The 12,510-nt window shown below is 37.9% G+C and carries 12 protein-coding genes; 9 read left to right on the top strand and 3 right to left on the bottom strand.

The features are described 5' to 3' along the window. Window positions 1–49: 49 nt before the first annotated feature. Both MHH44_RS19960 and MHH44_RS19955 read right to left on the bottom strand, forming a co-directional pair. Window positions 50–1,762 carry an ABC transporter ATP-binding protein gene (locus MHH44_RS19960; RefSeq protein ID WP_340799412.1) on the bottom strand — a complete coding sequence of 571 codons (1,713 nt, stop codon included), beginning with the start codon at window positions 1,760–1,762 and terminating at the stop codon, window positions 50–52. After that, entirely contained in the window at window positions 1,759–2,493 is a 735-nt protein-coding gene (locus MHH44_RS19955; protein ID WP_014822481.1) for a MerR family transcriptional regulator, read from the bottom strand. Before MHH44_RS19955 ends, MHH44_RS19960 begins: the two co-directional genes overlap by 4 nt. 346 nt (window positions 2,494–2,839) lie before the next feature. Between MHH44_RS19955 and MHH44_RS19950 the strand changes: the two genes are divergently transcribed. The 8 genes from MHH44_RS19950 to MHH44_RS19915 all read left to right on the top strand — a co-directional run bounded on the left by MHH44_RS19950 (window position 2,840) and on the right by MHH44_RS19915 (window position 9,081). Beyond that, window positions 2,840–4,417, top strand: coding sequence for an NlpC/P60 family protein (locus MHH44_RS19950; RefSeq protein WP_340799411.1), 1,578 nt, complete (start codon window positions 2,840–2,842; stop codon window positions 4,415–4,417). Between the two features lie 127 nt (window positions 4,418–4,544). Next, a complete protein-coding gene (locus MHH44_RS19945; RefSeq protein ID WP_014822483.1) occupies window positions 4,545–4,946 on the top strand; it encodes a DUF948 domain-containing protein in 402 nt (133 codons plus the stop codon). A 369-nt stretch (window positions 4,947–5,315) separates the two neighbouring features. Beyond that, window positions 5,316–5,438, top strand: a complete 123-nt coding sequence (locus MHH44_RS19940) for a hypothetical protein (protein WP_008405893.1) — start codon at window positions 5,316–5,318, stop codon at window positions 5,436–5,438. 25 nt (window positions 5,439–5,463) lie between these two features. Beyond that, window positions 5,464–5,586: a hypothetical protein gene (locus tag MHH44_RS19935; protein WP_340799410.1), complete on the top strand. Its 123-nt coding sequence runs from the start codon at window positions 5,464–5,466 to the stop codon at window positions 5,584–5,586. A 446-nt stretch (window positions 5,587–6,032) separates the two neighbouring features. Further along, window positions 6,033–6,596 carry an alkyl hydroperoxide reductase subunit C gene (gene ahpC, locus MHH44_RS19930; protein WP_008405891.1) on the top strand — a complete coding sequence of 188 codons (564 nt, stop codon included), beginning with the start codon at window positions 6,033–6,035 and terminating at the stop codon, window positions 6,594–6,596. 227 nt (window positions 6,597–6,823) lie between these two features. Further along, window positions 6,824–8,380, top strand: a complete 1,557-nt coding sequence (gene ahpF, locus MHH44_RS19925) for an alkyl hydroperoxide reductase subunit F (protein ID WP_008405890.1) — start codon at window positions 6,824–6,826, stop codon at window positions 8,378–8,380. A 99-nt stretch (window positions 8,381–8,479) separates the two neighbouring features. Next, window positions 8,480–8,773, top strand: coding sequence for an RNA polymerase alpha subunit C-terminal domain-containing protein (locus MHH44_RS19920; protein WP_008405889.1), 294 nt, complete (start codon window positions 8,480–8,482; stop codon window positions 8,771–8,773). An 86-nt stretch (window positions 8,774–8,859) separates the two neighbouring features. Beyond that, a complete protein-coding gene (locus MHH44_RS19915) occupies window positions 8,860–9,081 on the top strand; it encodes a hypothetical protein (protein ID WP_014822485.1) in 222 nt (73 codons plus the stop codon). Between the two features lie 144 nt (window positions 9,082–9,225). Here the strand turns inward: MHH44_RS19915 and MHH44_RS19910 are convergent, their stop codons facing one another. Next, the gene (locus tag MHH44_RS19910; protein WP_014822486.1) at window positions 9,226–10,098 is read right to left on the bottom strand and encodes a MerR family transcriptional regulator; all 873 of its coding nucleotides are present in this window, start codon (window positions 10,096–10,098) and stop codon (window positions 9,226–9,228) included. A gap of 181 nt (window positions 10,099–10,279) precedes the next feature. On the opposite strand from MHH44_RS19910, the gene MHH44_RS19905 reads away from it, so the two are divergent. Further along, window positions 10,280–12,481: an MMPL family transporter gene (locus MHH44_RS19905; protein WP_065216116.1), complete on the top strand. Its 2,202-nt coding sequence runs from the start codon at window positions 10,280–10,282 to the stop codon at window positions 12,479–12,481. The last annotated feature ends 29 nt before the right edge of the window (window positions 12,482–12,510 follow it).

Raw genomic sequence — 12,510 nt, 5'->3', positions numbered from 1 at the left:
TTCTATAGGGGGAAAAGTGCTGCGAAGTTTCCTTCGAGCACTTTTCATGCTAAATCACTTGCATTTTAGACCATAGCTGCTTGTAGTATGAATGTGAGTTAATAAGCTCCGCGTGTGTACCTGCGCCTGACAGCTGCCCGTCTTCAAATAGTAAAATCTGGTCGGCATTTGTAATTGTAGAAAGACGATGTGCGATAATGACAGTCGTTCGGTTTTTCATCAATGCCTGTAAAGCAAGCTGGACTTCACGTTCAGATTCATTGTCCAAATTCGATGTCGCCTCATCAAGCAATAATATTTGAGGGTCGCGTAGAATCGCACGGGCAATTGCAATCCGTTGCTTTTGGCCGCCTGATAATTTAATGCCACCTTCACCAACTTCTGTTTCGAGTCCTTGTTCAAGTGCAATTACAAAATCGTAGGCATATGCTGCCCGCAATGCTTCCACAACTTGGTCGTCTGTTGCATCGTGTTGACCATACAAAACATTTTCACGGATCGAGCCATTCATAAGGGGGGCGTCTTGCGTCACATAGCCAAACAGTTTCCGCCATTCGTATAAATCATACTGTTCAATAGTTGTCTGCCCATATAAAATTTTGCCCTCTGTTGCTTCATAAAAACGCTCGATTAATGAAAACATCGTCGTTTTCCCGCCACCACTACTGCTAACAAATGCCGTTGTTTTGCCAGAGGGAATCGTAAAGTTCATTCCTTTTAAAATGGGCTGGTCAGCATATTGAAACTTTACATTTTGAAAAATAATATTTTGTGCAGACGCAGGAATTGAAAGGCCGGATATCTTTTCGGTAGCCTGCGCAATGATTGCTTGAATACGTTCTGTTGCACCAAGTGCTTTCTGTAATGCTGTAAAAAATGTTGCCATTTGTGTAAAAGGAATGATGATTTGCACAAGGTAAATCATTATTGCAACAAGCTCCCCTGAAGAAATCGCTCCTGAAGATACTTGTGTGCCCCCATATCCGAATAAAAGTATTAGGACAATCATCATAATGAATGTCATGATCGGGGATAAAATAGCCAGGATTTTCGCTTCTTTTAAACCAAATCGGTAAAGCTGCTCAATGCGAGTTTCACCCCGTTCTTTTTCCAAAGTTTCGGTTTGCGAAGATTTTACAAGTCGGATATTAGATAACACACGTCCCAGGTGTCCACTGAATGAAGCAAGCTCATCCTGATTAGCCTTGGCAATCTTATGCATTTTTTGTCCAAGTGGCAATGTCACAAAAATTGCAAGAGGTACGGCGATTAACATAAGCAGAGTCATTTTCCAGTCAATCCACAGTAAAATGGCAATCGCGCCGATAATAGAAAAAATGCCCGATACAAAGCTTACGAGATGGTCGGTCACGAGTTCTTTTACGACACTCGTATCTTGCGTAATACGGCTCATCGTTTCACCGGATTCGTGTGCATCAAAGTAAGGTGTTTTTAAATATAAAATATGCTGCCAAAGTGTGTTTCGTAAATTCGCAACAATCCGTTCACCGAGCATACGCATTAGAAAATAGGTAAAACCACTAAGAACCGCCTGCACGACTAAAATAAGTGCAACGGCAGTGACCGCTGTCCATGCAAAACCTGTCGTCGAAAAATCGTTGATCATATTCATTGTAAATAATGGTACAGCAAGCGAAGCAAGTGTTTCGATAATACTTAATACAAAAACAATGATGACGAGTTTTTTGGGGAATTTACTTTTTTTAATGAGTTCCCATAATTGCTTTAGTTTAACGTTCATGTAATAACCTCCTCTAATATGTTCAATCTTGCGGCTTGCTCCAATAGCCAATTTTCTTCTTCACTAGTAAGCGGAATCGCAAAAAGCCAATTATCAAAATCTACGGTTGCATGCTTTTCAAATTCCTGTGCAATACTTTTGGTTAATTCTTGCGGAATAATAGAAAATAGCCGTTCGATCAGTTCTTTTAGCATCGTGTCTTCCGGTGGAGCCTGATAAGCCTGCTTAATTTCGTGGAGACTTTCAATATAACGTCGATTTATTTCGATAAAATTTATATCTAGAAAATTGTATATACGTTCAATGAGCGGCTCCGAAATATATTGCCTCAAATAATCCTTTTGCGCATCCTCTGTCAGTAAACTGTGAATAACGAGCAGTAATGTAGTAGAATCAACGGCCATATTTCCCTGATGGATATGAATAGCCGTATCAATTGTTGCAAGCATTTGTTCCAGCTGCTTTTTCTTCTTTAGTAACTGCAATTTTTGATGTTCCAAAGATTGGAGCAAAGAATCATCTTTTTTGAGCAGCTCTTTAATTTCCTCTAGAGAATAATCAAGATATTTGAAAGTCACAATCTTTTGGACAGTTATGATATTAGCGTCATTATAATAGCGCTGACCGCCTTCAGAAATACGGGCAGGTTTTAGTAAACCCTTTTCTCCGTAATAACGTAAAGTCCGAATTGTAATGCCGGTCTTTTTAGAAAATTCCCCGATTGAATACATATTCCTCACTCCTTATATGTAGTATAAAAGCTGACGTAACGTAACATGCAATAAAAACGTTTGAAAAATATTAATATAATGAATTCGCTGTTAACTAAAAGGAGCCTGTAGTACAAAAAAATAATGTGCTAACTTAGCGAAAGTTGTCACATTATGTTTCACGTGAAAAAATTCCAACTAAAAATGAACCAATTATATAAGGCTTAATAATAAAAATTTGTAAAAATCTAAAAATAGTGACGAAATAACATAGAAAAAAATTACAATAAATACTATTATATTTAGAAATAAAGGTAATATCATACAATTATAGGTAAAATTTAATACTATAGGGGGCTAAGAGGAAATGGAGCGTAGGAATATGAATATGATCAGGAAAGTTTTAATTCAAATTGGGGTAATTTGTCTGTTGGTTGCGGCTGCAGCAAATACAGGCTATGCCCAAATATTTACTGATGTGAAAAGTGACTCTAAACTTAATGAAGAGCTTACAGTGTTAAATAATTTAGGAGGAGTAATACAATCGCCAAATGGTACTTTTCGTGCCGATGATCCAATTACGCGGTATGAAGTGGCGGAGTTTATCGTACACACACTGCAAATCGATTTAGAAATGAGTGCAATTCCTACATATTTAGACATTCCGACAGAAGATCCTCGAATGCCTGTCATTGCAGCAATTACTGAGCTTGGGATAATGACAGGGTATGAAGGGAAGTTTAATCCGGATGCAAAATTAACGCGTGCACAGGCGGTGAAAATATTGGCACCTGCGTTTCAGTTATCTGGACAGACAGCCATTCCATATACGGATATTACAAAAAATCATAGTGCAGCACCTGCGATTGCAGCTTTAGTAGCAAACAAAATTGTATTCCCGGCAAAAAACGAAAAGTTCAATCCAAGTGATATGATGACGCGCGGGAATTTTATTTCGTATCTTGCAAGAATAGTTGAGCCATCACTAAGACCTACCGAACCTGAACAGCCTGTGTTCCAAAGCTGTGTAAAAGAAGAGGCGAAAAAACGTTATGTAGTCGATGTCGCAGTAACGAATTTATGGAATAAACCTAACCAGGCACGTGCTGTTGATTACCCTTCGACAAAAAATCCGGTAGAAATGCAAAAATGGATTTCATCATTAAGCCTGTCGCAAAAGAAATGGCTCGTTGGACGTACGGATACCCAGGCATTATATGGCGATGAAGTAACGTTGCTTGAAACAAAAGGAAAATGGCAACGTATTGCGGCAAAAGATCAATATGTACCGTATTTAAAAGCAGGTTATCCTGGATGGGTTCCACAGTCTCATGTTGTGGCAACGAATAAAAACTATGATGACTGCGCCATTGCGATTGTTACTGCAGATAAAACGAATCTATTAGAAAAAGATGCGAAAACAAAATATTTACAAATTAGCTATGCAACAATTTTGCCGGTCATTGATGAGACTGCGAAATATTATTATGTAGAGACACCAGGTGACGGGGTTAAACTATTAAAGAAAAGTGCAGCCAAATCGCATACATCCTATAGCGAAGTTCCAAAACCGACAGCTACTACAATTATTAATGAAGCGAAGCGTTATTTGGATTTACCGTATCTATGGGCAGGAACCTCTTCGTGGGGCTATGACTGCTCGGGTATTTTATATGCAGTATTCCGTACACACGGCATCATGATTCCGAGGGATTCATTCTATCAGGCAACTGGTGGGAAAGCCATTGCAAAGAAGAATTTAAAGGCGGGGGACCTTGTATTCTTTGCGTATAATGGCGGCAAAGGGAAAGTGTACCATGTTGGACTTTATATCGGTGACGGTAAAATGTTACATGCACCACATTACGCATCAAAAGTAAAAATCGAATCGATGAACAACGGTGTTTACAAAAAGAACTATTCAGGTGCAAGACGTTATCTATAAAAGCAGGCATATTTAAATGAAATTTTCCGTTTCTTTTTAACTTACATGAAAAAGTATTTAGTGTATTGTTAGGAGTAAGTTGGGTATAAGTAAGGAATAAAGGAATTTTAATAAGGAGGCATATTTTATGAATCCATGGTTTTTAGCAGCTCTCGTTATATTAGGAATTGCTGTAGTTCTGTTAATCGTCTGTATTGTTGCAGTAATTGGACCGATAAAAAAAGTTGTAACTCTGTTATTGGCACATGCTGAAGGAATGAAAAAACAGCTGAACCCAATTCAAACGGAAACAACAAAATTAACAACAACAGTCGATCGTATGAAAGCAGATATCGAATTTAAAAAAGAATCTGTCCAGTCTGTCATTCAATCTATCAAACATACAGGTGATGTATTAAACCAAGTGAGTGATGTCTCACACGATGCGACTGCGAAGGTTATGAAGAAAGCGAACAATGATCCAAACCGACAAGCCGAAGTAGAACGTTGGACCAATACTGCAATGGGTATTATTCAGCGGAAAGCATAATGGGAAAGGGATGTATAATTTTATACATTCCTTTTTTATTTTCATTCTGTATTGAAAATAAAAAAATGGCCAATTGAATATGAACGCAATTTTATATGTAAGCGTTATTATTCTGTACTAGAACAGAACTTGCTGGCTTACTGTTTATTCTTCTGTTTTTTGTTTAAAACCTTGAATCCAGGACCTTCACAAAGTGTTCAAAGAAATCAGATAAATTATGAATACATTGTGAAAAGAGGGATTTTAAGGTTTCATTTCAAATAAATTAGAGTAAAATAGAAAACAGAAAGAGTGTTATATAACAATTTGCAACTGTCACGGAACAATCGACTATTTATAATACAGTTTTATAAAAAAGGAGAATGAAACATGTGGGTAGTAACGGTATTTAACAATATAAACGATATCCGTATATTCGAATATACGACAAAAAATGAAGCGACGTCCAAGTTAGAAAAATATACAAATGCAATCTTATCATATACAAAATAAAGACTTTAAAAGGAGCGGAAACAATATGTGGGTAGTAACAGTGTTCAATAATCCAAATGACATTCGTATGTTCGAGTACACAACGAAAAGCGAGGCTGCTGCATTTTTAGCGAAATACAAAAATGCTGTGATGTCATTTACAAATTAATTAAAGAAAGGTCTATGCAGGAAGTGAAAGCTTTCTGCATAGGCCTTTTTATTTGTAAGGTAATATCGATAGAAGAAATGTCTATTTTTCTCGTTTATAAGAAGGATCATATGTTAATCGAGAATGGCAACTATTAGAAAGAGTACTAGCTGTCAGTTAAAGTGTGAGGGAAGAATATTAGTTATAGGATAATTATCTCCATTAAAATGAAATATACAAAAATAATGTATTATAGACAAAATTTTATTTTAAAGGACGATTTTCTTGTATTAACAATATTGATACTTTACTGTGTGACATTAATTTGTAGGTTTTAAAGAAGAATTCCATGAATTTAGGTTGCTGAAGGTTGACGAAATATTACTAATATAAGATAATTCTAGATGGTAATAATAATTATTTTATAATAATTATTTCATTGATATATGTATAGGAGGAATTTTAAAATGGCATTAATCGGTAAAGAAATCGCACCATTCGCAGCGAAAGCATTCCAAAAAGGTGAATTCATCGACGTAACTTCAGAAAACTTCAAAGGACAATGGTCAGTAGTATGCTTCTACCCAGCAGACTTCACATTCGTTTGCCCAACAGAGTTGGAAGACTTACAAAACGAATATGCTACTTTAAAATCTTTAGGAGTGGAAGTTTACTCAGTATCGACTGATACACACTTCACTCACAAAGCATGGCACGATACTTCTGAAACAATTGGCAAAATTGAGTACATCATGATTGGCGACCCATCTCATACAATTTCTAAGGCATTTGATGTATTAAACGAAGAAGATGGTTTAGCAGAGCGCGGTACATTTATCATCGATCCAGACGGTATTGTACAAGCATTAGAAATTAATGCTGGCGGCATCGGCCGTGACGCTTCGATTTTAGTGAACAAAATTAAAGCAGCTCAATATGTACGTAACAATCCAGGTGAAGTTTGCCCAGCTAAATGGGAAGAAGGCGGCGAAACTTTAACACCAAGCTTAGATTTAGTAGGTAAAATCTAAGAAATCAATTACGCCTTTGCGTAATTAAATAACAACAAGTAAGCGACAAAAAACAACCGTTACGGCTTGATTTTTGTCGCTCTGTTTTTAAATAGGGAAAAGAAAGGTAAGCTCTCTATCTTCTAATTTAATATGAAAGAGGTGAAGGGTTTGCTGTATTAGAGAGAGAATGGCCGCTTATTTTTCGGGAGAGAACGGTAAGTGGGGTTCATACAGCAGCTTGTGCAGTGTTAGATAATCAAATTAAAGCGCAATTACAACAGTATTTATCAATGCTGGAAGGTGATTTATTAATTAAAGTGAGCGTTAATGACGACAAGACATCGCAAGAAATGCTCAATTTAGTTGAAGAGTTGGAAAAGATGTCTCCTCGTATTACGGTGCAACATGCTTTATTAGAACGTACACCAAGTTTCAGTATTAATAAAGTAGGCGAAGGAGAATCTGGTATTACATTTGCCGGGTTACCACTTGGTCATGAATTTACATCATTAGTTTTAGCGCTTTTACAAGTTTCAGGACGTGCACCAAAAATTGATGCAGCAGTTGTAAAGCGTATTCAGGCGATCAAACAGCCGTTGAAGTTTGAAACGTATGTAAGTTTAACTTGTCACAACTGCCCGGATGTAGTGCAGGCTTTAAACATTATGGCGGTTTTAAATCCGAATATCTCGAACACGATGGTCGAAGGTGGAGCATTCCAATCTGAAATTAAAGAGCGAGATATTATGGCGGTGCCTACTGTATATTTAAACGGCGAAAACTTCGGTGGTGGTCGTATGGAGCTGGAAGATATTTTAACAAAGTTAGGTGAAGTATCAGACGGCTCGGAATTTGCAGATAAAGAAGCTTTTGATGTATTAGTAGTAGGTGGCGGTCCTGCCGGTTCTGCAGCCGCTATTTATTCGGCGCGTAAAGGGATTCGTACAGGTATTGTAGCCGATCGCTTCGGTGGTCAAGTTAACGATACGTTATCGATCGAAAATATTATTGGAACAAAGGCAACAGAAGGTCCGGCATTTGTATCAAGCTTAGAAGCGCATGTATTAGACTATGATATCGATGTGATGAAATCCCAACGTGCTGCAAAGATCGAGAAAAAAGATTTTATTGAAGTAACGTTAGAAAATGGCGCGGTATTAAAAGGGAAAACAGTTATCCTTTCTACGGGTGCTCGTTATCGTCAACTAGAGGTGCCTGGTGAGGAAGAATTTAAAAATAAAGGTGTTGCGTATTGTCCGCATTGTGACGGTCCGATTTTTAAAGGGAAAGATGTAGCGGTAATCGGTGGCGGTAACTCTGGTGTAGAAGCGGCTATTGACCTAGCAGGTATTGTAAATCATGTTACGCTAATACAGCGTAACAGTGAGTTGAAGGCGGATAAAGTGTTACAAGAGCGCGTTTACAGTTTAAAAAACGTTACAGTCATTACGAATGCTTTAACTACTGAAATTACAGGAACGGATAAAGTGAATGGTTTAATGTATAAAGACGTTGCTACTGGTGAAGAAAAACATATTGAATTACAAGGTGTATTCATTCAAATTGGTTTATTGCCAAATACAGAGTTCCTTAAAGGGACGGTAAACATGAATGCGCATGGTGAAATTATTGTAGATAACCACGGGGCTACAAATATTCCGGGAGTCTTTGCTGCAGGTGATTGCACGGATACGGTGTATAAACAAATTGTCATTTCAATGGGTTCTGGCGCAACAGCAGCTTTAGGGGCATTTGACTATATGATTCGAAATGTTGATTCACGTGATTTTGTAAAAGCATAAATTGAAATCCGTTGTACGTAAAATCGTGCAACGGATTTTTTTGAACGGTAGAATAATGAAGAGTAGATAAAACTGTAACTGAAAGAGGAGTTGATGGGAATGGTGAAAAGGGAAAGGACATTGCGCATTTGTCCGGTGGGTCATCGGTATTATAAAAGTACTGATTGTGGAACATGCCCTAAATGTGAGCAGGAGAATAAACCGTCAGAAGGATTTTTATCTCGCTTATCCTCACCTGCATGTAATGCGCTGATAAACGCAGGGATTACCGAGTTGGCGCAGCTTGCTGATTATACGGAAAAAGAAATTTTAAAATTGCATGGTATTGGACCTGCGACATTGCCCACATTAAAACATGCGTTGGCAGAGAAAGGCTTAGATTTTAAAAGTTAAGAAAACATGTATTTGAAAGTAAAAGTGTAACGATCTCTTTTTTCGGGTAAAGGATAGGAGACTATTCGAAAAGGAGGCTTTTATTAATGAGAGACGATAAAATAAAGCATAAAAAGCTTGATAATCCGGATTTATTAAATACCGAAAAGGAAAGCATTTTCGATATAGATGAGGAAATGAAATTTGTGGATCCAATCCCGGTGGAAGAATTAAATGATCAAGTAAAAGATGAGAAACATAATGCAAACACAAAAACGACATCAGGCAGTGAACGTAAAAACCAGCCGGATGAAACGAAAGATGCGTAAAATTAAAACTCAAAAAACAGTATAGACAGTCTAAAGATTGACCATTTTGCGAATAAGCAAAGTGGTCAATTTTTGATTCCTGGAAACAAGCAGAAAAAAGCTCGCTGTAAATGGAAAATACAGTGAGCTCAGTATACAATATTCCTAAAGGTTAGCGGGAGGAAGGATATCCTCAATTGTTCGTGCTAATTTTAATGCTTTTAATTGGAACTGTTCATAAAATTGTTCTGTACCTGCACCCCCTATAAAAAATGAAATATGTTCGTGAACTTGTGCTAATTTTTCAAGTGTGTGAACGGATTGGGCAAATTCGTTGTATGCAATCTCAGTTGATCCGGTTAGCAAAACAATAGCCGGCTTCTTCAGGGCGATGGCAGATTGTATTGCTGTTGGAGCAGGTGAAGGACCGAGCATTAATGTACGGTAACCTCGCAACATACATTGAATAAGCAAAATTTGCATTGGGATTTCATGTCTCTCTCCAGGTAGACAGCTCCCTAACGCGAGTGGCGCATCGTCCGGAACAAAAAAGTGTCGACGAATGTGGCTTAAAAAGTCACGCACTGTTTGACTGCTAATAGCTTCTTGATATTCTCCCCATGCTTTTTCACACCATAGCTGTCCGACTTCATGAAGGAAGGGAACGACAATGTCCTGAATCAGCTTCTCTACTCCGAATTTATGGTGGGCTTGTTCTAGCAAATGCAAAATTTCATGCTCATTTGCTTCTGTACCAGCCTGGATCAGTGCTTTGTGGAAGAATGATACAGGGTCTGCTTCTGGTATATCCTTATTTTTAATGTAGTGATCTACCGCCTGTTTGATTGTCATACCGCTATTTATATATTGTTTCAGCTGCATTAACGTCTGAACTTCATCTTCCGTATACACTCGATAGCCATTGTCTAATCTGTCGGGTTGAATGATTTGGTAGCGATCTTCCCATTTTCGGATCAGTTGTTTAGAAAGATTTGTTAAGCTGGATACTTGTTGTATCGAATAAGTCTTTTTAGTCATATTTTACCACCTCCTAAAGTGATCCTTTATTAAACTCTATTCAACCGAAAAAGAAAGTACTTGTCAAATGTTTTTCGTATATTGTACAATGTTTGTATAACTTGAGTTAAGGGTACCATAAAATGTCATGAGTACCTTGTAATATTTGGAGAGCTAAAAAGAAGAAGAGGGGGGCTATGTTATGGCTAAACATCCATTGGAAAAATGGGGAAGTGTAATGGGCGGTAAAAAAACACGTTGGATAGTTGTTGCATTATGGATTATGTTTGCGGTTGTGTTTGCACTTATCTTCCCGCAAGTTAATAGTGTTGAAAACTATTCGGGTGATGAAATCCCTGATACTTATACTTCGATTCAAGCAGGAAACATTATGGAAGAAGAATTCTCGTCAGATAGTGGTATACCACTATTAATTACTTGGTACAACGAATCAGGTCTTACAGAAGAAGATCTGACAAATATTCAAGGGTTATACAAACAACTGGCAGATGAGCCGTTAGATGGGCAGGAAACAATTCCGCCATTCCATGAACTTCCCGTTACAGCATTAATGGGTTCACTTTCTGAGAACGGTGCAGCACTTGTCACACCTGTTTTCTTCTCAACTGAGAAAAACTCAGATGTTTTAAAAGAAAATTTAGCGATTATTCAAGAACGTACAGAAAGCCAATTCGGAGAAAATCCGTATGATACAAACTTGGAAGATGAAGGACTTCATGCCCGATTTTCTGGACCGGTTGGTATCTCTATTGATGCGACGGATCTATTCAAAGCAGCTGACGTACAACTTATGATTGCCACTGTAATTATAATTTTAGTCATCTTATTAGTAATTTATCGTTCGCCAATTTTAGCGATTATCCCGTTAGTAGTAGTAGGGATTGCATATTTAGTTGTAAGTCCTTTACTGGGTGCTATGGCTGAAAATGGATGGATCGATAAAGATGCGCAAGCGGTAGCGATTATGATTGTTTTACTGTTTGGTGCAGGTACGGACTATTGTTTATTTTTAATTACACGTTATCGAGACATATTGTTGACTGAAGATAATAAATTTACGGCATTGGCATCGGCTGTTCGTGAATCAACAGGCGCAATTGTAATGAGTGGTTTAACAGTTGTAATCGGTTTAGCGACATTGGCATTGGCAGATTACGGCGCATTCCAGCGTTTTGCCGTTCCATTCAGCTTTGGTGTATTAATTACAGGATTTGCCGTAGTTACATTGCTCCCTGCCGTTCTTGGCATTTTAGGCCGTGCAGCATTTTGGCCGTTTGTTCCTCGTACGGAGGAAGCTGAAAAAGCGAATGCAGAAAAGAAAAACAAACCATATAAACCACGTAAACCAAATCACCGTTATATGCGTGCGATTGGTGAATTTGTTACATCAAAACCATGGCTTGTCATTATTGTAGCGGGAGCGGTTTTAATCGGTTTAGCATTCGCTTCCACAAATATTAAATACAATTACGATTTAATATCTTCATTCCCTGAAGATATGCCTTCACGTGAAGGATTTAAAATTATTGAAGAAAACTTTACACCAGGCGAATTGGCACCGGTTCAGTTATTAATAGACAGTGAAGGTACTGATCTGGACATTACAGAGCAACTGTTAAGGCTTCCATATGTCGGTGTAGTAAAAGAAATGCGTACAGGTGAGACAAATAACAATATCCAACTTTATGAAATCGATTTGGATAAAAATCCATATTCGAATGAAGCAATGGATGATGTTGAGCAAATGAAAGACGATGTTAAGGGAATTCTTGCGGATAGCAATCTGAAAGACGGCCAATTCTGGATAGGGGGCGAAACAAGCTCTCAACTAGATACAAAAGTTGTTCAGTCGGGCGATGAAAACATTATTCAGCCTGTTATGATTATTATTATTTTCATCGTATTATTAGCTTACTTACGAGCTCTAATTACATCAATTCAATTAATGGTAACAGTAGTGATATCCTTCTTCTCTGCTTTAGGTGCAGGTTGGCTGATCATCCATTACGGTTTAGGACACGAAGCAATGGCAAGTTCGATTCCGCTATATAGTTTCGTATTTATTATCGCATTAGGTAACGACTATAATATTTTCATGATTTCTGATATATGGAAAAACCGTAAACGCGGCGCTGCGCATAAGCAAGCTATTTCAAATGGTATTGCTTCAACAGGTGCAGTTATTACGTCAGCGGGTCTGATTTTAGCGGGTACATTCTTAGTATTGGCATCATTACCAATTCAGCTATTAGTACAATTCGGTATTGTTACAGCGGTTGGGGTACTGCTTGATACGTTTGTCGTACGTCCATTGCTCGTACCAGCCCTTATTACGGTATTTGGTAAGTGGTCATACTGGCCGAATAAAAAGCTTAAAGAATAGCAAAAAGCGTACAGCTCCCTAATGAAGGG

Source organism: Solibacillus sp. FSL K6-1126, from assembly GCF_038003445.1.
Classification (GTDB): domain Bacteria; phylum Bacillota; class Bacilli; order Bacillales_A; family Planococcaceae; genus Solibacillus; species Solibacillus silvestris.
This window is presented reverse-complemented; position numbering and strand designations above follow the sequence as displayed.

Excerpts from the sequence above, each read along its gene's own strand:
- MHH44_RS19920 (WP_008405889.1), top strand. The coding sequence starts at position 8,480 with ATGGTGAAAAGGGAAAGGACATTGCGCATTTGTCCGGTGGGTCATCGG.
- MHH44_RS19905 (WP_065216116.1), top strand. The coding sequence starts at position 10,280 with ATGGCTAAACATCCATTGGAAAAATGGGGAAGTGTAATGGGCGGTAAA.
- MHH44_RS19915 (WP_014822485.1), top strand. The coding sequence starts at position 8,860 with ATGAGAGACGATAAAATAAAGCATAAAAAGCTTGATAATCCGGATTTA.
- MHH44_RS19945 (WP_014822483.1), top strand. The coding sequence starts at position 4,545 with ATGAATCCATGGTTTTTAGCAGCTCTCGTTATATTAGGAATTGCTGTA.
- ahpC (WP_008405891.1), top strand. The coding sequence starts at position 6,033 with ATGGCATTAATCGGTAAAGAAATCGCACCATTCGCAGCGAAAGCATTC.
- MHH44_RS19940 (WP_008405893.1), top strand. The coding sequence starts at position 5,316 with ATGTGGGTAGTAACGGTATTTAACAATATAAACGATATCCGTATATTC.
- MHH44_RS19950 (WP_340799411.1), top strand. The coding sequence starts at position 2,840 with ATGGAGCGTAGGAATATGAATATGATCAGGAAAGTTTTAATTCAAATT.
- MHH44_RS19910 (WP_014822486.1), bottom strand. The coding sequence starts at position 10,098 with ATGACTAAAAAGACTTATTCGATACAACAAGTATCCAGCTTAACAAAT.
- MHH44_RS19955 (WP_014822481.1), bottom strand. The coding sequence starts at position 2,493 with ATGTATTCAATCGGGGAATTTTCTAAAAAGACCGGCATTACAATTCGG.
- MHH44_RS19935 (WP_340799410.1), top strand. The coding sequence starts at position 5,464 with ATGTGGGTAGTAACAGTGTTCAATAATCCAAATGACATTCGTATGTTC.
- MHH44_RS19960 (WP_340799412.1), bottom strand. The coding sequence starts at position 1,762 with ATGAACGTTAAACTAAAGCAATTATGGGAACTCATTAAAAAAAGTAAA.